This window comes from Arthrobacter sp. ISL-30 (genome assembly GCF_018613855.1).
In the GTDB taxonomy this organism is placed as follows: Bacteria; Actinomycetota; Actinomycetes; order Actinomycetales; family Micrococcaceae; genus Arthrobacter.
Window position 1 is genome coordinate 14,607 of the sequence record NZ_JAGGPK010000038.1, and the last position, 21,820, is coordinate 36,426.

Annotated in this window: 19 protein-coding genes; 17 read left to right on the top strand and 2 right to left on the bottom strand. The window is 62.9% G+C overall.

Annotated features, from left to right (window positions below; genetic code table 11):
• The first annotated feature begins 21 nt into the window (after positions 1-21).
• The 17 genes from J7E82_RS14905 to J7E82_RS14985 all read left to right on the top strand — a co-directional run bounded on the left by J7E82_RS14905 (position 22) and on the right by J7E82_RS14985 (position 20,114).
• A complete protein-coding gene (locus tag J7E82_RS14905) occupies positions 22-1,161 on the top strand; it encodes a site-2 protease family protein (RefSeq protein ID WP_214864017.1) in 1,140 nt (379 codons plus the stop codon).
• Positions 1,162-1,273: 112 nt separating this feature from the next.
• Positions 1,274-2,338, top strand: coding sequence for a tRNA (adenine-N1)-methyltransferase (locus tag J7E82_RS14910; RefSeq protein WP_251041937.1), 1,065 nt, complete (start codon positions 1,274-1,276; stop codon positions 2,336-2,338).
• 82 nt (positions 2,339-2,420) lie between these two features.
• Positions 2,421-4,229 (top strand): proteasome ATPase, encoded by a 1,809-nt coding sequence (gene arc / locus J7E82_RS14915; RefSeq protein ID WP_214863972.1) that lies wholly within the window; start codon positions 2,421-2,423, stop codon positions 4,227-4,229.
• A 50-nt stretch (positions 4,230-4,279) separates the two neighbouring features.
• Complete coding sequence (gene dop / locus J7E82_RS14920; protein WP_214864019.1) at positions 4,280-5,899, top strand: depupylase/deamidase Dop; 1,620 nt, start codon at positions 4,280-4,282, stop codon at positions 5,897-5,899.
• A gap of 81 nt (positions 5,900-5,980) precedes the next feature.
• Entirely contained in the window at positions 5,981-6,178 is a 198-nt protein-coding gene (locus J7E82_RS14925; protein ID WP_214863974.1) for a ubiquitin-like protein Pup, read from the top strand.
• Positions 6,179-6,257: 79 nt separating this feature from the next.
• Positions 6,258-7,067, top strand: coding sequence for a proteasome subunit beta (gene prcB, locus J7E82_RS14930; RefSeq protein WP_214863976.1), 810 nt, complete (start codon positions 6,258-6,260; stop codon positions 7,065-7,067).
• Position 7,068: 1 nt separating this feature from the next.
• The gene (gene prcA / locus J7E82_RS14935; RefSeq protein WP_214863978.1) at positions 7,069-7,776 is read left to right on the top strand and encodes a proteasome subunit alpha; all 708 of its coding nucleotides are present in this window, start codon (positions 7,069-7,071) and stop codon (positions 7,774-7,776) included.
• A gap of 1 nt (position 7,777) precedes the next feature.
• Complete coding sequence (pafA, locus tag J7E82_RS14940; protein WP_214863980.1) at positions 7,778-9,142, top strand: Pup--protein ligase; 1,365 nt, start codon at positions 7,778-7,780, stop codon at positions 9,140-9,142.
• Positions 9,143-9,292: 150 nt separating this feature from the next.
• Positions 9,293-10,228, top strand: coding sequence for an FKBP-type peptidyl-prolyl cis-trans isomerase (locus J7E82_RS14945; protein WP_214863982.1), 936 nt, complete (start codon positions 9,293-9,295; stop codon positions 10,226-10,228).
• 78 nt (positions 10,229-10,306) lie between these two features.
• The gene (locus J7E82_RS14950) at positions 10,307-10,702 is read left to right on the top strand and encodes an FKBP-type peptidyl-prolyl cis-trans isomerase (protein ID WP_214863983.1); all 396 of its coding nucleotides are present in this window, start codon (positions 10,307-10,309) and stop codon (positions 10,700-10,702) included.
• Between the two features lie 93 nt (positions 10,703-10,795).
• Positions 10,796-12,793 (top strand): YafY family protein, encoded by a 1,998-nt coding sequence (locus J7E82_RS14955; RefSeq protein WP_214863985.1) that lies wholly within the window; start codon positions 10,796-10,798, stop codon positions 12,791-12,793.
• 25 nt (positions 12,794-12,818) lie between these two features.
• On the top strand, positions 12,819-13,169 hold the full coding sequence (locus J7E82_RS14960; RefSeq protein WP_214863987.1) for a hypothetical protein: 351 nt from the start codon (positions 12,819-12,821) through the stop codon (positions 13,167-13,169).
• 33 nt (positions 13,170-13,202) lie between these two features.
• Complete coding sequence (gene tatA, locus J7E82_RS14965; protein WP_214863989.1) at positions 13,203-13,472, top strand: Sec-independent protein translocase subunit TatA; 270 nt, start codon at positions 13,203-13,205, stop codon at positions 13,470-13,472.
• Positions 13,473-13,520: 48 nt separating this feature from the next.
• The gene (gene tatC, locus J7E82_RS14970; protein WP_214864021.1) at positions 13,521-14,315 is read left to right on the top strand and encodes a twin-arginine translocase subunit TatC; all 795 of its coding nucleotides are present in this window, start codon (positions 13,521-13,523) and stop codon (positions 14,313-14,315) included.
• 24 nt (positions 14,316-14,339) lie between these two features.
• Positions 14,340-17,264, top strand: a complete 2,925-nt coding sequence (locus tag J7E82_RS14975; protein WP_214863991.1) for an RNA helicase — start codon at positions 14,340-14,342, stop codon at positions 17,262-17,264.
• 32 nt (positions 17,265-17,296) lie between these two features.
• Positions 17,297-18,964, top strand: a complete 1,668-nt coding sequence (locus J7E82_RS14980) for an amidohydrolase (RefSeq protein ID WP_214863993.1) — start codon at positions 17,297-17,299, stop codon at positions 18,962-18,964.
• Positions 18,965-19,373: 409 nt separating this feature from the next.
• Positions 19,374-20,114, top strand: a complete 741-nt coding sequence (locus J7E82_RS14985) for a polyprenol monophosphomannose synthase (protein ID WP_214863995.1) — start codon at positions 19,374-19,376, stop codon at positions 20,112-20,114.
• A gap of 104 nt (positions 20,115-20,218) precedes the next feature.
• Here the strand turns inward: J7E82_RS14985 and J7E82_RS14990 are convergent, their stop codons facing one another.
• On the bottom strand, positions 20,219-20,566 hold the full coding sequence (locus tag J7E82_RS14990) for an RNA polymerase-binding protein RbpA (protein WP_214863997.1): 348 nt from the start codon (positions 20,564-20,566) through the stop codon (positions 20,219-20,221).
• Positions 20,567-20,841: 275 nt separating this feature from the next.
• Positions 20,842-21,786, bottom strand: a complete 945-nt coding sequence (locus J7E82_RS14995; protein WP_214863999.1) for an SPFH domain-containing protein — start codon at positions 21,784-21,786, stop codon at positions 20,842-20,844.
• Positions 21,787-21,820: the final 34 nt, after the last annotated feature.

A 21,820-nucleotide genomic window follows, 5' to 3' on the forward strand; every position in this document is an offset into this window, starting at 1 on the left:
GGCCCGGAAGGCAGGGCGGCCATGCGCCCTGGGAGGAAAGAAGGAATCCCGCTTGGGCGCATCGCCGGCATCCCCGTCTTCCTCGCGTACTCCTGGTTCGCGATTGCCGCCTTCATCGTCATCGTCTACGGCCCGGCACTGCTCGTGCGGAATCCCCAGCTGGGTGTCGGCGCTTATTTCGTAGCCTTCGCCTACGCGGTGCTGTTGGCTCTATCGGTCCTGGTGCATGAGCTGGCGCACGCCCTCAGCGCCAAGGCCTTCAAGTGGCCCACGCAGAAGATCGTCCTTAATCTCTGGGGTGGACACACCCAGTTCGAATCGTTTACGGCGTCTCCCGGACGTTCAGTGGTGGTGGCCATGGCCGGGCCTGCCGCCAATTTCGTGCTGGCTGGCATCACTTGGCTACTGGTTTCGGCAAACGCATTCTCAGGAGTCGCGGACATCCTGGCCAATATCCTCATGTGGGCCAACCTGGTGATCGGAATCTTCAACGTCCTGCCCGGCCTGCCACTGGACGGCGGCCGACTCGTGGAATCGGCCGTCTGGAAGGCAACCGGCAGCCAGGAAAAGGGAACCATTGCCGCCGGGTGGTCCGGACGCGTCATCGTCGCTGCACTTGTCCTGTGGTTTGTCGTCCTGCCGCTCTTCCAAGGAGCAAGCCCGGACGTGAGCCTGATGCTCATTACTGTGCTCGTGTGCGGCTTCCTGTGGATGGGTGCTTCCGCGGCCATCCAACACGGCCATCTCCGCAGCCGCCTGCATCTGGTCAGCGCCGCGGCCCTGGCCGAACCCGCCGTCGGGCTGGCCGGGACGGCGACTGTTGCGGACGTCCTTCGAGTCTCACCTGCCGGGACGCCCGCCGTCATCCTGTGCGGCCCCGATGGGCGGCCGCAGGGCGTCGTGGATCCCTACGCAGCCTCCCAGGTCCCCGCCACGGCCGCCGAAACCACGTCCGTCCTGGCAGTCTCGCATGCCCTCGACCCTGGCGCTTACGTGCCGGAGTCTTCGCAGGGCCAGGAACTGATCCAGTACCTCGCCCAGCTTGAGGGCGGCGAATACGCGGTTGTGGACGAGGCAGGCGTTGTCACGGGGCTGCTCAGGCAGTCCGCCGTAGTGACTGCCATTACAGGTAAGGATCCCCGTCGAAACGGGCGCCGTTAGGGCCCCAGCCGGTAGAGTTACCTGCCGGTCGTGAAATATTCCGGGCAGAGTCCTGCCCGCCAAGAGGCGGCACGGATTTCGGCCCAACACGTACAGGATTGAGGAAAGTCCCATGAGCAGCGAGACCGCCGCCAACGAAGCCGAAATCGGCACCCAGGCAGCGCAACCGGTGGGGGCCGCCAGGCGTCGCGGCCCCTTCAGAGTTGGCGAGCGGGTGCAGCTCACTGATGAGCGCGGCCGGATGAACACCATCACTTTGGAGGAAGGCGGGGCATTCCACACACACCGCGGCTTCCTGAACCACGATGACATCATCGGTCAGCAGGACGGTTCCGTCGTCACCAACAACATCGGCCAGCAGTACCAGACGCTGCGCCCCTTGCTGTCCGACTTTGTCCTGTCGATGCCCCGCGGAGCGGCCGTGGTCTACCCCAAGGATGCCGGCCAGATCGTGACCATGGCCGATATCTTTCCCGGGGCACGCGTGGTTGAGGCGGGCGTCGGCTCAGGTGCCTTGTCCATCTCGCTGCTCCGAGCGGTGGGCGACGCCGGTTACCTGCACTCGTTCGAACGGCGCCAGGAGTTTGCGGACATTGCGCGCGGCAACGTAGAAACCATTTTTGGCGGCCCCCATCCGGCCTGGAAGATCTCCCTCGGCGATTTCCAGGAGGAAGTTGTGCGGAGCGAGGAGCCGGGGTCCGTCGACAGGGTTGTCCTGGACATGCTGGCACCTTGGGAGTGCCTGGATGCCGTAGCCACAGTGCTCGCCCCTGGCGGCGTCTGGATCAACTACGTGGCCACTGTAACGCAGCTTTCCCGCACTGCCGAGGCCATTCGGGCGGACGGCCGTTTCACCGAGCCGGATGCGTGGGAATCATTGGTTCGGGGCTGGCACCTGGAAGGCCTGGCGGTCCGCCCTGACCACAGGATGGTCGCGCACACAGGTTTCCTGCTGGTTACCCGGCGCCTGGCCGAGGGCGTCACGGCGATCTCCGTCAAGCGCCGGCCCTCCAAGACGGAGTTCAGCGAAGAGGACCTGAATGCCTGGACCCCCGGGGCTGTGGGGGAGCGGGCCGTGTCCGACAAGAAGCTTCGCCGCGCCGCCCGCGACGCCATTGCGGGCACGAACGTCGTTGACGAGCCCACGGTCACAAACGATCCTAAGGTCACAAACTAGTCTGGATTCCGGATGTCACCATCAGCACACAGCGTTTCGGGGCTATCGTCTTAATAGGAGCGCAGAAAGGGGCTGATGCATCGTGGATACGTCGAGCAACGACTTCGGGCGGACAAACCCGGAGGAACAGGCATCCGCAGGTGGACACAACGTGGAGGGCAGCGCTGCTGCCCTCCAGCCAATACAGGCCGATGCCGAGCTGAGTGTGGCCGAACGGCAAATCAATATCCTGCGCGACAAACTGCGCCATATCGACCGCCAGCTTGCCGCGGCAACCCAGAACAACAACAAGCTCGTTGCCATGCTTGAAACCGCGAAGGCGGAGATTCTGCGGCTCAAAGGCGCGCTGGAACAGGACGGCCAGCCGCCCTACAGCTTCGGCACGATCCTGCAGATCAACCCTCGTCGCCAGCCGACGGCGGGAAACTCCGGCCAGGCCGCCACCGAGGAGTCGGTGGACATCTTCAACGCCGGCCGGAAGATGCGCGTTGGCGTGAGCCCCCTGGTCAACGTCAGCCAGCTGTCGGTCGGCCAGGAAGTCCTTCTAAACGAAGCGCTGCTAGTGGTGGCCGGCCTTGGATACGAGAGGGCCGGGGAACTCGTTACCTTGAAGGAAATGCTGGGCAACGATCGCGCCCTCGTGGTGGGACGCGCGGACGAAGAGCGGGTTATCCGGCTCTCCGGTGCCCTGCAGAAGCAGTCGCTTCGTGTAGGTGACGCCCTTGCCATCGATTCGCGAACCGGTTACGCACTGGAAAAGGTTCCGCGTGCCGAGGTTGAGAACCTCGTGCTCGAGGAGGTCCCCGACATCACCTACCAGGACATTGGCGGCCTCGGACCGCAGATCGAGCAGATTCGCGACGCCGTGGAACTTCCGTTCCTGCACCCCGATCTGTACAGGGAACATGGGCTAAAGGCCCCCAAGGGCATCCTCCTGTACGGACCTCCCGGCTGCGGCAAGACCCTCATTGCCAAAGCAGTTGCAAATTCATTGGCGGCTCGGGCGGCGGAACGCGCCGGAAACGTTGACCTGAAGAGCTACTTCCTGAATATCAAGGGGCCCGAGCTCCTGGACAAGTACGTTGGCGAAACAGAACGGCATATTCGGCTGATCTTCTCGAGGGCCCGGGAAAAGGCCTCAGATGGAAGCCCCGTGGTGGTCTTTTTCGACGAGATGGACTCGCTCTTCCGCACCCGCGGCACGGGCGTCTCGTCCGACGTCGAAACCACCATCGTTCCGCAGTTGCTGAGCGAGATCGACGGCGTCGAACGGCTGGACAACGTGATCGTGATCGGCGCCTCCAACCGCGAGGACATGATTGATCCTGCCATCCTGCGGCCGGGCCGGCTTGACGTAAAGGTCAAGATCCAGCGTCCGGACGCCGAGGCCGCGGCGGATATTTTTGGCAAGTACATCACCACGGACCTGCCGTTCCATCCCTCCGACCTCGCCGAATACGGAGGCGATGTTCAGGCGACTGTGGATGCCATGATCCAGCGCACGGTGGAGGCCATGTACTCGACTGAGAAGTCCAATGAATATCTCGAAGTCACCTACGCGAACGGCGACACCGAGATGCTTTACTTCAAGGACTTTAACTCGGGTGCAGTGGTCCAGAACGTGGTGGACCGGGCCAAGAAGTACGCCATCAAGGATCTCCTGTTGACCAACCAAAAGGGCATTCGCATCGACCACCTGCTGCGTGCGGTGGTTGATGAATTCCGTGAGCATGAGGACATGCCAAACACCACCAACCCGGACGATTGGGCACGCATCTCCGGCAAGAAGGGCGAACGAATCACTTACATCCGAACCATTGTCCAGGGCAAGGCCGGCCAGGAGCCCGGGAAGTCGATTGAAACGACTCCCAACACCGGCCAGTACCTGTGACGGCCCGTCCGGACGGCGCCGCTACGGAGGCCCTGCCTGCCGGCGGCGCCATGAGGGTCATGGGATCCGAGACGGAATACGGCATCCACGCCCCATCCGCCCCGACGGCCAACGCCACCATGATGTCCGCCCGTATCATCCAGGCCTACGCCCAGGTGACTCGGCAGAGGGCTGCCGGGGGAGCCGAGACGCGGTGGGACTACACGGATGAGGAGCCGCTGCACGATGCCCGCGGGTGGACCTTGGAACGCAGTGCCGCCGATCCCAGCCAACTGACGGACCAGCCCCCGGTCCTGGATGCGGAAGCCGTCGCGCTTGCCTACGGTCGCCAGGAACTTGAGGCCGACGGTGCCGATGAGACCGGCACGCTCCTGATGAACATGGTCCTCGGCAACGGTGCGAGGCTCTACGTCGACCACGCCCACCCCGAGTACTCCAGCCCGGAAGTGACCAACCCGCGGGACGCGGTGATTTGGGACGCGGCCGGAGACCTCGTAGCCCTGGCAACGGTGAGGAAGGTAGCGGCGGACCGTGACCTGCCGCCCATCAACCTCTACAAAAACAACACAGACAACAAATCCGTCTCCTACGGTTCCCACGAGAACTACCTCATGCCCCGCTCAGTGCCGTTCGGCGACATTATTCGGGGCCTGACACCGTTTTTCGTCACCCGCCAGGTGATTTGTGGCGCCGGGCGGGTTGGCCTTGGCCAGGACAGCTCCCAGCATGGCTACCAGATCAGCCAGCGGGCAGACTTTTTTGAAGCGGAAGTGGGACTCGAGACCACCATCCGACGCCCAATCATTAACACCCGCGACGAGCCGCACGCGACGGCGGACAAATACCGCCGGCTTCACGTCATCATCGGCGATGCCAACCTCAGCCAGGCATCGAACTTCCTGAAGTTCGGCACGACGGCGACGGTGCTCAGCCTGATAGAGGCCGGGCAGGCACCCCACATTGAGATCCATGAACCGGTGGCGGCACTCCAATCCGTCAGCCATGACATCTCGCTGACATCAACCATTCGGCTGCTCGACGGGCGGCGGGTGTCGGCCCTGGACATCCAGTGGATGTACTACGAGGCGGCCGCCAAGCTGGCGCAGGAGTCCGGCGTCGCAGATTCCATCAGCGGCGACGGCCACACCCACACTGTCCTGGAGCGCTGGGAAGCGACTCTGTCCATGTTGGGCAGCGACCTGAACTCGGCCGCCTCCTCTGTGGAGTGGCTGGCAAAACTGTCCCTCCTTGACGGCTACCGGCAGCGGGACGGCCTCGGCTGGGGAGACGCCCGCCTCGGACTTGTGGATCTCCAGTGGGCAGACATCAGGCCGGAAAAGGGACTGTATTATCGTCTTCTCGCCCGCGGCCGTATGGACCGTATCGTCGACGACGCCCAGATCGCGCGGGCTGTCACCGAACCGCCAAGGGACACTCGGGCGTTCTTCCGCGGACGCTGCGTCACCAACTTCGGCAAGGACGTCGTCGGTGCCAGCTGGGATTCCGTAATTTTCGACGTTCCCGGCATTGGCAAGCTCCAGCGAGTCCCTACCCGCGAACCCTTGCGCGGCACCGAGGAACTGACCGGCCCACTGTTTGCGCGGCACCGCGATGCGGGATCCTTCCTCGCCGAATTGCTGGGCCTTAAGAGCCCTCCGCCTCCGGCGTAAACCATCCCGCAGCGGCCCGCCGCGTGGCAATATGGGCATACAGGAAGTCCCCACTTTGGGGACGGACAGAAGGAGAAGGAAATGGCAGGCCAGGAGCAACAGCAACCCCAGGCACGCGAGGTCGACGAAGACGTCCCCGAGGCCCCTCCCGCCGCACCCGAGGCGCAGGCCTCAGCGGCAACGCAGGGCGTCGATGACCTCCTCGATGAAATCGACGGAGTCCTGGAGTCCAACGCCGAGGAATTCGTTCGCGCTTTCGTCCAGAAAGGCGGCCAATAGCCTCAGTCGCAATACCGGTTGTACCGCCCGGTCCACCACCGATCCCGGGCTTCGGAATCAGCGTCGAAGGAGTGCAGCAGTGCAGCAACCCACAGCAAGCCACGTAGCGGCCCAGGCAACGTCTTCGTTCACGGAGCACCTGCAGCGCGAAAGGCCCGAACTCCTTCCGTACAACCGCACTCTGCCTGCCGGAAATATCCCGCCGCACCCGCACGCCACTACCATCGTCGCCCTGAGCTACGCAGGTGGCATCCTGATGGCGGGTGACCGGCGGGCAACCATGGGAAATGTCATTGCCAGCCGCCACATCGAAAAGGTGTTTCCGGCCGACCAGTATTCCGTCCTGGGAATCGCAGGGACGGCCGGCATCGCCATCGACATCACCCGGCTCTTCCAGGTTGAGCTTGAGCACTACGAAAAGATTGAAGGAACCCTGCTCAGCCTCGACGGCAAGGCCAACAGGCTCGGTGCCATGATCCGCAGCAACCTGCCCATGGCCCTCCAAGGGCTGGCCGTCATCCCGCTGTTTGCAGGGTTCGATACCGTGGCCGGGGTTGGCCGCCTCTTTTCCTATGACGTCACGGGCGGCCGCTATGAGGAGCGGGAGCACCATTCCGTCGGCTCCGGTTCCGTGTTCGCCCGTGGGGCCCTCAAGAAGCTGTGGCGCCCAAACCTGCCCGAACAGGAGGCCGTCGCCATCGCCGTCGAGTCCCTCTACGACGCCGCCGACGACGACTCCGCCACAGGCGGGCCGGATCCGGTCCGACAATTGTGGCCGGTGGTGTATACCGTGAACAGGTCCGGTGCACGCCGCGTCCCGGAGCGGGAGCTTGCAGCCATAGCGGGAAACATCGTCGAATCGAGGGCAATCGCCGGACGGGAGGCCTGATATGGCGCAACAGTTCTATGTCTCGCCCGAGCAACTGATGAAAGACCGTGCGGATTTCGCACGGAAGGGTATTGCGCGGGGTCGCTCAGTGGTAGTGATCAGTTGCGCTGACGGTATTGCCCTCGTCGCCGAAAACCCCTCGCCTTCGCTGCACAAGATCGGCGAGATCTACGACAAGATCGCCTTCGCAGCCGTGGGCAAATATAACGAATTCGAAAGCCTCAGGCAGGCGGGGGTGCGGTATGCCGATATTCGGGGCTACAGCTACGATCGCGAGGACGTTACGGCCCGCGGACTTGCCAGCGTCTACGCGCAAAGCCTCGGCGCCGTCTTCACCGCTGAGCAGAAACCGTTTGAAGTAGAACTTGCGGTTTCCGAAGTTGGACGGACGCAGGAAGAGGACCACCTCTATCGACTGACCTTTGACGGTTCCATCGCCGACGAGAACGGCTTTGTGGCAATGGGCGGCCAGGCCGAGCAGGTGGCTGAGGCCGTAGCGGGAGGCTGGGCCGCGGAGCTGGGCTTCCGTGACGCCCTCCGCCTGGCCCTGCGCGCACTCGCTACCGACAAGGAAGTCGACACTTTGCCGCCCACCGCCGTCGAAGCTGCCGTCCTGGACCGGGATTCCGAAAGCAACCGGGGTTCACGCCGCGCGTTCCGGCGGCTCACCGCCGACGAGTTTTCGCAATTGCTGGCAGGGGAGGCCTGAAATGGACAAAAGAATTTTCGGCATCGAGACGGAGTTCGGGATTTCGTACTCCAGCCCCGACTCGCGGCCCCTTGCACCGGAGGAAGTGGCGCGATACCTGTTCCGCAAGGTTGTCAGTTGGGGGCGGTCCTCCAATGTGTTCCTCACTAACGGCTCCCGGCTCTACCTTGACGTCGGGTCGCACCCGGAATACGCCACCGCGGAATGCGACGACCTCGCCCAGCTCATTGCCCATGACCGTGCCGGGGAGCTCATTCTGGACGACCTCGTGGACGAGGCGCAGGCACGGTTGGCGGCCGAAGGCTTCAATGGCACCGTCTACCTGTTCAAGAACAATACGGACTCCGCGGGCAACTCGTACGGCAGTCATGAGAATTACCTCATTCCACGTCGAGGAGAATTCTCCAGGCTCGCTGAAATCCTGATTCCGTTCCTGGTCACCCGGCAATTGATCGCGGGCGCGGGAAAGATCCTGAAGACTCCCCATGGGGCAACTTTCGCTTTCTCGCAGCGCGCAGACCACATTTGGGAAGGCGTGTCCTCGGCCACCACGCGCTCCCGGCCCATCATCAACACACGTGATGAGCCGCATGCCGATGCCGAATTCTTCCGTCGACTCCACGTCATCGTCGGCGACTCCAACATGTCTGAAACCACCGCACTGCTCAAAGTCGGCACGGTGGACCTTATCCTTCGGATGATCGAGGCGGGTGTCATCATGCGGGACATGCGTATGGAGAACCCCATCCGCAGCATCCGTGAGATCTCCCACGACCTCACCGGCCGGGCGCTGGTGCGCCTTGCCAATGGGCGGCAGCTCACGGCGCTGGAGATCCAGCGGGAGTACTACGGCAAGGTCATCGAGTTCATTGCCGCAAACGGTGCCCACAATCCACATGTACCGCTCATCCTTGATCTCTGGGGCAGGACCCTGGACGCGATCGAAAGCGGCGATACGAGCCGCATCGAAACCGAGATCGACTGGGCCATCAAGAAAAAACTGATGGATGGCTACCGGAAACGGCACAATATTGGCCTGGATTCGGCGCGGATCGCCCAACTGGACTTGACCTACCATGACATTTCCCGCCAACGCGGACTGTTCTTCCTTCTCCAGTCCCGCGGAGTTGTTCGCCGCGTCGTGACCGAGACGGAGGTCAAGGATGCCGTAGACGCCCCGCCCCAGACCACTCGGGCTAAGCTCCGGGGCGACTTCGTCCGCAGGGCCCAGGAACTTGGGCGGGATTACACGGTGGACTGGGTACATCTGAAGCTGAACGATCGCGCACACCAGACAATCCTGTGCAAGGATCCCTTCCGCAGTGTTGATGAGCGCGTGGATGCCCTCCTGGAATCAATGAGCTGACTCCCAGCTTCGCGGGTTATTCTGGATAAGGCCCTTCAAGGCTGCCCAGGCATTTAAAGGCTGCCCAGTATTGCCGAACGCCGGCAAGCGCACAAACAGTGCACTGCCGGCTGATGCCATGACCCCCCTGCCCCGACGAAAGTTCATTTTGTGCGCCGACTTCTAGCCATCCTCATTCCGGGTCTGCTCCTGCTTACTGCATGTGGCGGCAGCCCGGCGGCCCCGGAGCCCACCAGCCAGTCAGCCGGAGACGTCTCCAAGCTCGATTCCCTGAAGCTGTCCGACAACGGGGAGAAAAAGGCGCCCGGCGTCGAGTTCTCGAAGCCCCTGGAAGTGTCTGAGCCTACCGTCAAGGTTGTCACCGAAGGCACTGGAGATCGGGTAAAGGCCAACCAGATCGCCGAATTCTCCTACGTCGCGGTCGACGGCAAGGAGGGCAAGACCCTCGAGGACACCTTTGCCGGTGACGCGGAACCAGTTGAGCTTAACGATGAGCTCAAGCAAGGCAGCCCCCTGATCTACAACGCCTTCGTTGGTGCCAAGCTGGGCTCCAGCCTTGCCCTTGCTGTCCCCGGAAGCGCACCCCAGGCGGGCGCCGAAGCGGGACCCACGCAGCTGATCATTATCAAGCTCCTCTCCGCCAAGGACGCCCCGAAGGTGCTCGAGAAGCCGGAAGGTGAGGATGTTACTCCTCCTGCTGGCCTTCCTGGCGTGAAGGTCAACGACAAGGGCATTCCGGAGATTTCGGTGGACGGCGTTGCAGCTCCCACAGAGCTGATCGCGCAGGACCTGATCAAGGGCAGCGGCCCCGAGGTGAAGGAATCCGATACCCTTACGGTCAACTATGTGGGTGTAAACCTGGTGGGGGGAGAAAAGTTCGACTCCAGCTACGACCGTGGCAAAACTGCAACCTTCGCACTTACCGGTGTGATCAAGGGCTGGACGCAGGGACTGACAGGCAAAACCGTTGGTTCACGCGTGCTCCTGGTCATCCCGAAGGACCTTGCCTACGGCGACGCCGGTCAAGGCACGGCCAAGGGCGACCTCGTATTCGTTGTGGATATCCTGGGCGCGCGGCAGGCCTGACAGCCTTTAGGCACCTGACACCAAGCCCGTTCCTTCGGCCTCCAATCGTCATTCCTTCCAACCAACAAAGGAGAACTTATGTCATTTGGTCAGCGTGATTACGACCGTCAGAAGCCCGAGATCGACTTCCCGGAAGGCGATGTTCCCACCGAGCTCGTCATCAAGGACATCATCGTAGGCGACGGCGCCGAAGCTAAAGCCGGTGACACGGTGTCCACCCACTACGTGGGCGTCGCCTGGTCCACCGGGGAAGAATTCGATGCTTCATGGGGTCGGGGCGCGCCCCTGGACTTCCGCGTGGGCGTCGGCCAGGTCATCCAGGGCTGGGACCAGGGCCTGCTGGGCATGAAGGTGGGCGGTCGTCGCCGCCTGGAGATCCCTTCCGAACTGGCCTACGGCTCCCGCGGTGCCGGCGGCGCCATCGGCCCGAACGAGGCACTCATCTTCGTCGTGGACCTTGTGGCTGTCCGCTAGCCTTCTGAAGAAAAGGCGGGTCAGTCGTCCGGCATCGTCCGGCAGCTGACCCGCCTTCCTTCTTTTGCGGCAGACTTTAGTAACGTTGCAATCGTGTCCGCATCACGTACCGAACGCCTGCTGAACCTTCTCATCGCCCTGCTCAATACAAGGTACGGGTTGCCGCGCGCAACGCTCCGGGAGAAGGTCTACCACGACTCGGGAGAAACCGACGCAGCGTTCCTCCGGATGTTCGAACGTGACAAGGCCGATCTTCGACAGTTCGGTTTCGAAATTGAAACGGTCACGGACATGGGGTTCGCTTCGGACGACCCCGCATCAACCCGATACCGCATCGGCAAGGAGTCAAACCGGCTCCCGGACGTTTCACTGACGCCGGCCGAGTGCACCGTCTTGATGCTTGCGGCGCAGTTGTGGGAACACGCGGCCCTTGGCTCAGCGGCGACCACCGCGGTCCGGAAGCTCCAGGCGGCGGGTGGCCTGGCCGACGTCGAACTTCCCGCCGGAGTCCAGCCGCGCATCCGGCCCGCGGGGCAGGCCTTCGATGACCTGCTCTCCGCGATGCATGCCCAACACCCCGTAAGCTTCAGCTACCTCGCCGCCAGCACCGGGCGGGAAGAACTGCGTACTGTTGAACCCTGGGGCCTCGGCAGCCGGTTTGGACAGTGGTACCTCGTCGGGTTCGACCGGGCCAGGGAAGCCAAGCGGTTCTACCGTCTTTCCAGGATCACGTCCGCGGTTAACGTTGACACGAAGTCGAGCTACCAGCGGCCATCTTCCTTCGACATACGCGCCGAGCTCGACAGCCTCGAAGAGCTGCCCCTCCAGGCTGCCCTCCTGGACGTCGTGCCCGGCCGGCTTCTGGGGCTCCGCAAGCGGGCCGTTCCCGGGACGGGCACCGAAAGTCCCTCCCAAGGCCGTGACCAGCTCACTGTCACATACCGGGACGCCGAAGTCCTCGCTGAAGAGCTGGCCTCTTACGGCCCCAATGTGCGGGTCCAGGCACCCGAGGAGCTCCGGGATGCAGTCATCCGTCGGCTGGAAGGCGCCGCGGAGGCGTGCGCCCGTCCAATGCCGCCCATCCGATTCGCTGACGCTGCCGCCGCTCCCCGCAGCCGCAAACGCACCTCGGAAGACCAGCTGGCCCGTATGCTCCAGCTGGTGCCGTTCCTCGTGCATCATCAAGGCCTGCACATCCAGGAAGTCGCGGACCATTTCGGTGTCAGCACCAGGGAACTCATCAGCGACCTGAAGATCCTCATCTGCTCCGGGCTGCCGGAGGGCTACCCGGATGATCTCCTCGATATCCAGTGGGAGGACAACCACGTCTTCATCACCCAGCACCTGGAGCTCAATCGCCCGGTCCGGTTCAGCGTCGAGGAGGCATCCGCGCTCCTTACGGGCCTGGCAACCCTCAACGGCCTGCCGGGCCTGGACGGGTTGGCTGATCAAGCAGGAGTGAGCCCGCTGGAGTCGGTGACCTTGAAACTTGCCGGGGCGGCGGGGGAGCAGGGCAGGCTGGCGGGCGCGGTGGCCGGGCCGCCGGTTTCACCCCAGGACTCTGCAGTGTTCGAAACTATCACCGCAGCAATCCAGAACGGGCACCAGCTTCGACTCAGGTACTTCTCCCCCCAGCGGGACACCGTGTCTGAGCGGGACGTGGATCCCTTCCGGCTGTATTCCCTTGACAACACCTGGTATTTCGAAGCCTGGTGCCATAGCAAGGCCGGCCTGCGGAATTTCCGGCTGGACCGCGTCGAATCGCTCGCCGAGAATGGCCTGCCCATTACGCACGCTGCCCCGGACGCCAGCGCTGTTCCTGTCAAGCTTTTCACGCCCAACGACGACGACGTCACGGTGGTCTTCGAGCTCACGCGCCAGAGCGCGGGGCTGGCAGATGACTACTACGCCGAGCGCACCTCGCCACTTCCCGACGTCGGCCTGCTGGCTGAAATTCGCTTCGGAAGCGCCGATTGGCTGCCAATGTTCGTCGCCCAGCACGGTGGCGGCGCCAGGATCGTGGAGCCGGAGGAACTGGCAGCCAAGGCGCTGGAATGGATTTCCGAAGCGCTGGAACAGTACAAGCACTGACCGGAAGGGTGGCTAGACTACACAAATGCCTTGGTGGTCCTGGATTCTTTTGTGGATTGCGTTGATCGCAGTTTCCCTGCTGTTCTATGTCCTCTTGGGCATCCGCCTTTTCCGCCAGTTCACGGCTACGGTCAGGGAACTGGGCGAAGCCGGTGACCGTTTCGGACATCTGGCTCATCCTCAGCCACAGGAGGACAGTGAACCCGATGGGGCAGGAAGTATCGCGGGGTGGGCTGTCTTTGCCTCCCCGCTGCGTGTGAGACATGATTACCTCGCGGCCAAGGCCTCCCGCAAGGAGCTACGCCGCCAACGGCGCGTGAAGCGCAAGGCAGAGCGGGGCCAGCCGCAGTCCCTGCACGACATTGATTTCAGTTAGACGTAGGATGTATCCAAACGAAAGGACTTCCCCGTGGGACGACTCTTCGATGGCCCCTGGCCCATCGTCATCATCATCATCGTTGCGCTGCTGCTGTTTGCGGCGCCCAAACTGCCTGCCATGGCCCGCAGCCTGGGACAGTCGATGCGCATCATCAAGTCTGAAGTCAAGCAGATGAAGGACGACGGCAAGCCGGAGGCCAAGGACACCGATGGTCCGGTTGAGGGCAAGGTCGTGAACCACCCTGAGTCCAAGACCCGGAACGGCGACGACACCGACGTCCCGCCGTCGAACCGCGCCTAAGCGGAGGTGGCACAGACGAAGGGCCGCAAAGCCAACCCTGAGGGGCGCATGGCCCTGATGGACCACCTTAAGGAGCTGAAGAATCGGCTCATTAAGTCGGCCATCGGACTTGTGATTGGCGGCATTGGGGGCTGGATTCTCTACGACCCCGTGCTCAGCGCCCTCAAGGAGCCAGTGGACAGGATCGCGGAGCACACCGGAGGCACCTCCTCCGTCAATTTCTCCAGCATCGCCTCGCCCTTCGACTTTAAGCTCCAGCTCTCTCTCCTGATCGGGGCAGTCATCTCCAGCCCCGTCTGGATCTACCAGCTTTGGGCCTTCATCACTCCTGGGCTGACGCAGAAAGAGCGCCGCTACACGCTCGGGTATATGGCGGCGGCCGTGCCGCTTTTCCTCGCCGGCGTATGGGTCGGCTGGATGGTCACCCCCCAAGTGGTTCGGGCGCTGACGCAATTTACCCCCGCGGGCTTTTCCAACCTGATCGACGCGCGGGACTACGTCGACTTTGTCACACGCATGGTCTTGTTCCTGGGACTTGCCTTCCTGGTGCCTGTGGTGCTTGTGGGCATCAATATGGCCGGCATCGTCTCCGGCCAGACCATCCTGAAGGCCTGGCGGATCACTGTGTTCCTTGTGTTCGTGCTTGCCGCCATCGCGGCACCAGGAGCGGATGCACTGTCCATGTTCCTGCTGGCCGGACCGCTGCTGCTGCTCTTCTTCGCGGCCATTGGACTGTGCATTTTCAACGACCGCCGTCGGGAGCGCCGTGAGGCCAAGCGTGCGGCCGAGACCGAAGCTACGGCAGACATCGCTACTCCGAGCTCCGATCTGGAGAATCTCTAGCCCAGGGAGCACTAGGCTGGAACCATGTCCTCTCTTTCCGGGCCCCAGTCTCCCTCCGAGCGCTACCAGGCAGCTGCGGAACGGACCGCCGAGTCCAAAACATACCTTGGCGCCTTCATCCGAACACTTGAATTTGAACTCGATGATTTCCAGCGCGATGCCTGCCGTTCGCTGCAGGAAGGCCGTGGGGTACTAGTTGCTGCGCCGACCGGGGCCGGCAAGACGATTGTTGGCGAATTCGCCATCTACCTTGCCCTTCAGCGCAGCCTCAAGGCGTTCTATACGACGCCCATCAAGGCACTTAGTAACCAGAAGTATTCGGAACTGGTTGCAAAATACGGTGCCGCAAACGTTGGGCTGCTGACAGGTGATGTCACCATCAACGGTGAGGCGCCCGTCGTCGTCATGACCACCGAGGTCCTCCGCAACATGCTTTACGCGGACTCCGAGACCCTGGGCAACCTCGGCTTCGTGATCATGGATGAAGTCCACTACCTGGCCGACCGCTTCCGCGGAGCCGTCTGGGAAGAAGTCATCATCCACCTTCCCAGCGAGGTCCAGGTGGTCTCGTTGAGTGCGACGGTGTCCAACGCGGAAGAGTTCGGAGCCTGGCTGGATACCGTACGCGGAGACACCGACGTTATTGTCTCCGAACACCGGCCTGTTCCGTTGTGGCAGCACGTCATGGTCGGCCGGGAAATCGTGGACCTCTTTGCCGGCGATACGAGTTTCGACGAGATTGCACCCGAAATTCCGGCCGACGTCGCCGGGTCAGACTCCACCGTGGAGGAAGCCCAAGCAGCCGTTCGAACCGCAACAAGGACCATGGGACAGAGGGAGTTCGAAGTCAACCCGGAACTCCTCTCCATGGCGCGTGCGGAGAGTCAGATGAACTTCCGTGGCCGCTTCGGCCACGGTGGGCGGAGCCGCCGTGGACAGGACCGCCAGCGAGATGACAGACCGGCCCCTTCGGAACAGCGAAGCGCCGTCAGGAAGGCCAGCCGGCCCCAGATTATCGCCAGCCTCGATCGCCAGGGGCTGCTTCCCGCCATCACTTTCATCTTCTCGCGTGCGGGCTGTGATGCGGCCGTAGCGCAGTGCGCCGCGGCGGGGCTTTGGCTGACCAACGAGCGGGAACAGAAAATCATCGCCTCCCGCGTGGATGAGGCCAGCACGGAAATTCCTGCTGATGACCTGGATGTCCTGGGCTTTTGGGGCTGGCGCGACGGCCTCCTGCGCGGCCTTGCTGCACATCACGCCGGCCTCCTGCCCACGTTCAAGGAGGTGGTGGAGAAGCTCTTCGCCGATGGATTGGTGAAGGCCGTCTTCGCCACGGAAACGCTGGCCTTGGGCGTGAACATGCCCGCCCGTTCAGTGGTCCTGGAAAAACTGGATAAGTTCAACGGAGAAGCCCACGTCAACATCACCGCGGGGGAGTACACCCAGCTCACCGGCCGTGCCGGCCGCCGGGGGATCGACGTCGAGGGCCACGCCGTCGTCCTGTGGCAGCCCGGCACCGACCCAACCGGCGTCGCCGGCCTCGCCTCGCGCCGCACGTATCCCTTGAACTCCAGCTTCCGGCCCACCTACAACATGAGTATCAACCTGATCGCCCAGTTCGGTCCCGTCCGGGCCCGGGAGATCCTGGAGTCCTCGTTCGCCCAGTTCCAGGCCGATCGCTCCGTGGTTGGCCTGGCAAGGCAGGTTCGCAGCCGCGAAGAATCCCTTGCCGGCTACGCAAAATCGATGACCTGCCATCTGGGCGACTTCGTCGAGTACTCCAGGCTCCGGCGCGAGCTTTCCGACACTGAGCAGTTCGCCGCCCGCAGCAAGTCCCGCGCACGCAAGTCACTCACCCTCGACTCCCTGACGAGGCTGATGCCCGGCGACGTTATCAACGTGCCCGGCGGCCGCTCGCCCGGATATGCCGTGGTCCTGAACGCCGACTTCAACGCACGCGAACCGCGGCCTGCTGTCCTCACATCGGACAACCAGCTGCACCGTATCGGCTTCCACGACCTTGAGGGCCCGGTATCCCCGGTTACCCGGATCCGGATCCCGAAGTCCTTCGATGCCAAGCATCCGAAGTCGCGCCGGGACCTGGCCTCGTCCATGCGTAATGCCCTCCGCGAGAACCGTCCGCCCAGCCGCAGCAGCAACCGTAACGAGGACTTCGGCAAGGCCGCAAACATGCCCGACCAGGAGAAAAAGATCGCCGAACTCCGTCGCGCGATCCGCTCCCACCCTTGCCATGGCTGCAGTGAACGCGAGGACCACGCCCGCTGGTCGGAGCGCTGGTGGAAACTCCGCCAGGAAACCGACGGACTGGTCAGGCAGATCCAGGGCCGTACCAACACCATCGCCAAGACCTTCGACCGCGTCTGCGGCGTCTTGTCCTCCTACGGCTACCTTGAAGAGACCGACGACGGCGGCGTTCGGATCAGCCGGGATGGCCAGCGGCTGCGCCGTATCTATGGCGAGAAGGACCTCCTCATTTCGCAGGCAATCCGCCAAGGCGCCATCAGCGACCTGGACGCCGGGGAAATGGCAGCGCTGGCTAGCACCTTGGTCTACCAGGCCAAGCGCGAGGACCGGGGACTGCGTCCCAGGATGCCGTCCGTGTCCCTGGAAACCGCCGTCGATATTGTGGTTCGCGAATGGTCCATACTCGAGGACGTCGAGGAGCAGAACAAGCTCCCCCTCACGGGTGAACCGGAGCTGGGCCTGGTCTGGCCGATCTACAAGTGGGCGCGCGGCAGGCACCTGCAGGACGTGCTGAGCGGGACGGACCTCGCCGCAGGAGATTTCGTGCGTTGGGCAAAGCAGGTAGTGGATCTCCTTGACCAGCTGGCCAAAGTTCCCGGACTCGAACCTCGAGTCGCAAGGATCTGCTCGGAAGCCATCGGGCTGGTCCGTCGCGGTGTTGTGGCCTATTCCACGGTCGCGTAGCGGCCAATCTTACGCAGCAAGGAGCATCTCCCATGAACGATTCCGGCGTGCCCAAAGACCCGAAGGAAGGGGCCAGGGTGGTCATGTACCGCAACGGTTCGGTGTACACAACCGCCGATCCTTTTGCAACGGCCATGCTGGTCGACGGCGGAACGGTCGCCTGGGTGGGCTCGGAGCAGGCTGCATCATCCATCGCTGATTCTTCGATGGACGTAATCGACCTTAAGGGCGCCCTGCTGGCTCCCGGTTTCGTCGACTCGCACATTCACCTCACGGAAACCGGGGTTGCCCTGGGCGGCCTTCAATTGGGCGGGGTCCGCTCGGCGGATGAGTTGCTCGACGCCGTCGCCGCTTCCCATAGTATGGGCACTGTACTGGGCCACGGGTGGGACGAAACCGCGTGGAGCGACCAAACACTCCCAACGCTCGAGGAGCTCGAGAGGGCGGCCGGAGGACGAAAAGTTTACCTGGCGAGGGTGGATTCCCATTCGGCACTCATCTCCCGGTCCTTAGCGGAGGCCGCCGGGCTGGAGGACCTGTCCGAGGAGGCCGGGGGAGCCAGGGTGGTCCGCGACACCCATACGGCCGCCAGGCTCGCCGCGCGGCAGCTTTCCGATGAGGAAATTCGCGGCTACCAGTTGCGGGCCCTTTCGGAGGCCGCGTCGAACGGCTATGTGGCCCTTGCCGAGATGGCGGCGCCCCATATAGGCACCGAAAGGGACTTGAGCATTGCCTCGTCGTGGAATGGCAGCGACGCCGGACGGCGCGCGACGCCCCAGGTACTGCCGTATTGGGGCGCCTTGGCTTCGTCCCCCGATCATGCCCATGCCATCCTCGATGAACTGCCGACGCCGGTGCTGGGCCTGGCTGGGGACCTGAACATCGATGGTTCCATCGGTTCCAGGACTGCGGCACTGACAAGTGACTACGACGACGCGCCGGGGGAACGTGGCAGCCTGTACCTTTCCGTCGAACAGGCGGCGGCGCATCTGGCGGCATGTTCTCTTCTCGGCATCCAGGCCGGTTTCCATGTCATCGGCGACGCCGGGCTGGAGGCAGCACTGGATGCGCTTGACGCAGCGGCACGGGAAGTCGGCGAACAACGTGTCCGAGCGGCGGGCCACCGCTTCGAACATGTTGAAATGGTGGGCGGGGCCTCCCTCCGCCGACTGGCCAAGTACTCCATAACGGTCAGCGTCCAGCCAGTATTCGACGCGCTCTGGGGCGGAACCGGGCGGCTCTACGAACAGCGCCTGGGCGAGCGAAGCCGGGCGATGAACCCATTTGCCTCGTTTTATGCCGAGGGTGTGCCAGTTTGTTTTGGAAGCGACAGTCCCGTGACTCCACTCCGGCCGTGGTCCAGTGTTCGTGCCTGCCTTGAACACCGCAACCCGGAGCAGCGTATATCTGCGCGTGCGGCGTTTATCGGCCATACCCGCGCTGGATGGCGTGCTGTTCGGCACAGCAATCCGCTGATGGGCCAGCTCGTGCCCGGGGCTCCTGCGAGTTTCGCTGTCTGGGATGTCGAGGAGCTTATGGTCCAGGTAGCGGACGGCCGCGTACAGTCCTGGAGCACTGATCCACGGGCGCGTACGCCATTGCTGCCGGCCTTGGATACGGGCGGCGACCCCAAATGCCTGCAGACCGTTCATGAAGGCGAGGAACTATTCGCCAGCCCGGCATTGCGCTCACGATGGTGAAGCATAATTGAGCGGTCATTCTTGTTTCTGAAAATTGTTACCGTCCCTGACCTGCGCAAATAGATGTTTACGCAGGTCAACAGACGCTTGACAGGATTTGTTAAGTCCGTAGCATTGAGGCTCAACGGATGGTCGCGGCAGCGCCGTGATTGTCTGGCCGCAGCCGGATCCGCCTGTCGCAACAGCCACGGATCCTCCTTCCGCGACTGCGGCACTCGTAGTGGGCAGGTCCATACGCAACAGAAAACAGTGCAGCCGGTCGCGTAGCTCTTCCGGCGAAAACTGGTCCTGGGCATGTGGACCTGCCCGCGGCCAAAGATTGATCGCCCTATAATGGAGAGTTGCGCCTTGCTGCCAGCCATCCGGCTGTACCTGCGCACTGACCGCTTCCATCAAGGAAAGGCCTCTCTTGCGTGTCCTGACGATCATCCCCACCTACAACGAGCTGGAGTCCCTGCCGAAGACCCTCGGGCGGCTGCGCAGCGCAGTGCCCGCTTCGGATGTACTGGTAGTTGATGACAACAGCCCCGACGGCACGGGAACGTTGGCTGACAACATCGCCGCCGAGGACGGTCAGGTCCACGTGCTGCACCGCCAGGGCAAGGAAGGGCTGGGGGCAGCCTATATTGCCGGCTTCAAATGGGGCCTGGCTGCCGGCTACGACGTACTCGTAGAAATGGATGCCGACGGATCCCACCAGCCCGAGGAGCTCCAGCAGCTGCTGGACGCTGTCGAGAACGGCGCCGATCTGGCGATGGGCTCGCGCTGGGTCCCAGGGGGTTCCGTGGTGAACTGGCCGCTGTACCGCCAGGCGATTTCCCGGGTAGGCAGCACCTATGCCCGCCTCATGCTGGGGATCAGGATCAAGGATGTCACGGGCGGTTTCCGGGCCTTCCGACGAACTACCCTCGAAAAGCTCAGCCTTGATGAAGTCGACTCCGTTGGGTATGGCTTCCAGGTTGACCTGGCCTGGAGGGTTGCACAACTCGGGCTGAACATCGTTGAACGGCCTATTACTTTTGTGGAGCGGGAATTTGGAGCCTCCAAGATGAGCGGAAACATTGTTATTGAGGCAATGCTGAATGTCACAAGGTGGGGCTTGGCCGCACGGTGGAACAAGCTTACGGGCAAGACGCACAACGGGAAGTAGTCAAAGGCCCTTCGAACCAATAGCGAAGGCCGGGCCGGTGCTCCCGTAGGAGTCCGGACCCGGCCTTCGGCTTATCGCTTCCAAGGCGCCAAGCTCGCTGCCTTTCAGGCGGAGCGGCGCTCTCCGCGACGCTCCCGGAGGATGTTCAGCCGGTCCTCGAGGATTTGCTCCAGCTCGGGGAGGGTGCGCCGTTCAAGCAGCATGTCCCAGTGGGTTCGAACAGCTTTCTCGTTTGCGTCGACCGGACGTTCGCCGTCCACGAGGAGGGCTTCCTTGCCGGTCTTCGACACCCAGACGGGAGGAATTTCGGCTTCGGCTGAAAACGTGACGAAGACCTGCTCGCCGTCCTCGCAGCGGTATTCGACCCGCTGGCGCGGTGCCGGCTCAACACCGGATTCGGTTTCCATGCTCTGGGCGCCAAGACGCATGCCCCGCAGGCTGCGATCGCTCATGATTACTCCCTCTTTCTGAGCACGGAGCGTCGCTCCGTGCTAGCCGGTCGGCGCTTTCACGCGTTCCGGACTACTGTCTGCACTCGTTGCATCACTAAATGAAACGCTTGGCCAAGCTGTAATGTTCCGGCAGGAACCAACCTTCCGGACAAATACCCTATTATACGCTCTTTCGAAGCCGAGAGCCAAAGACAGGGCGGCCGGGGCCCGAAGCCCCGGCCGCCCTGTCATCCGAACAGACTATGCAGTTTCCATTCAGCCGGCATGAGCCAGGCCTATTCTCCGGGTCTCGGGCTGTCCTCGGCATCGAAGAGGGCGGCGACCCGGGACTCGGACGGCAGACCGCCCAAGGCTCCGCCGATGCCCTTCAATGCTTCGCCGACTTCGCTGGGGATGATCCACAGCTTGTTGGAGCTTCCTTCTGCCAGTTTTGGCAGGGTCTGGAGGTACTGGTAGGCGAGGAGTTTCTGATCGGGATTTCCCCTGTGAATGGCATCGAAGACCTTCTGGATGGCCTGGGCTTCACCATCCGCCCGAAGGATGGCAGCCTTCGCATCACCTTCTGCAGCAAGAATTGCAGCCTGCCGCTGGCCTTCAGCCGTGAGGATCTGGGACTGTTTGGTACCTTCCGCCGTCAGGATCGCGGCCCTGCGGTCACGTTCGGCACGCATTTGCTTTTCCATCGAGTCCTGAATGGAGTGGGGCGGGTCGATTGCCTTGAGCTCGACTCGCGATACCCGAATACCCCAGCGGCCGGTGGCTTCATCGAGGACTCCGCGGAGTTGGCCGTTGATCTGGTCCCGGGAGGTGAGTGCTTCCTCAAGGTTGAGTCCGCCAACGACGTTACGCAGGGTGGTGGTGGTCAGCTGCTCGACGGCCTGGATATAGTTTGCGATCTCGTAGGTAGCGGCCCTAGGGTCCGTCACCTGGAAGTAGACGACAGTGTCAATGGAGACCACGAGGTTGTCTTCTGTAATGACAGGCTGGGGCGGGAAGGAGACGACTTGTTCACGCAGGTCCAGCAGGGGCAGCAGCCGGTCGACAAATGGAATGAGGATGGTCAGCCCTGGGTTGAGTGTCCTCTGGTATTTGCCGAGCCGCTCGACGACGCCGGCCCGGGCCTGCGGGATGATCCTGATGGCACGAACCAACACGATGATCACAAATACGATGAGTACCAGCAGCACGATTCCCACTGCAGTTCCCCCTAAGTTATCCATACATCTCCTCGTTCCCCATATTCCTGGTTGATGC

Excerpts from the sequence above, each read along its gene's own strand:
- J7E82_RS14910 (WP_251041937.1), top strand. The coding sequence starts at position 1,274 with ATGAGCAGCGAGACCGCCGCCAACGAAGCCGAAATCGGCACCCAGGCA.
- dop (WP_214864019.1), top strand. The coding sequence starts at position 4,280 with ATGAGGGTCATGGGATCCGAGACGGAATACGGCATCCACGCCCCATCC.
- pafA (WP_214863980.1), top strand. The coding sequence starts at position 7,778 with ATGGACAAAAGAATTTTCGGCATCGAGACGGAGTTCGGGATTTCGTAC.
- J7E82_RS14995 (WP_214863999.1), bottom strand. The coding sequence starts at position 21,786 with ATGGATAACTTAGGGGGAACTGCAGTGGGAATCGTGCTGCTGGTACTC.
- J7E82_RS14980 (WP_214863993.1), top strand. The coding sequence starts at position 17,297 with ATGAACGATTCCGGCGTGCCCAAAGACCCGAAGGAAGGGGCCAGGGTG.
- J7E82_RS14990 (WP_214863997.1), bottom strand. The coding sequence starts at position 20,566 with ATGAGCGATCGCAGCCTGCGGGGCATGCGTCTTGGCGCCCAGAGCATG.
- prcA (WP_214863978.1), top strand. The coding sequence starts at position 7,069 with ATGGCGCAACAGTTCTATGTCTCGCCCGAGCAACTGATGAAAGACCGT.
- tatC (WP_214864021.1), top strand. The coding sequence starts at position 13,521 with ATGGCCCTGATGGACCACCTTAAGGAGCTGAAGAATCGGCTCATTAAG.
- J7E82_RS14960 (WP_214863987.1), top strand. The coding sequence starts at position 12,819 with ATGCCTTGGTGGTCCTGGATTCTTTTGTGGATTGCGTTGATCGCAGTT.
- J7E82_RS14950 (WP_214863983.1), top strand. The coding sequence starts at position 10,307 with ATGTCATTTGGTCAGCGTGATTACGACCGTCAGAAGCCCGAGATCGAC.
- J7E82_RS14905 (WP_214864017.1), top strand. The coding sequence starts at position 22 with ATGCGCCCTGGGAGGAAAGAAGGAATCCCGCTTGGGCGCATCGCCGGC.
- J7E82_RS14925 (WP_214863974.1), top strand. The coding sequence starts at position 5,981 with ATGGCAGGCCAGGAGCAACAGCAACCCCAGGCACGCGAGGTCGACGAA.
- J7E82_RS14975 (WP_214863991.1), top strand. The coding sequence starts at position 14,340 with ATGTCCTCTCTTTCCGGGCCCCAGTCTCCCTCCGAGCGCTACCAGGCA.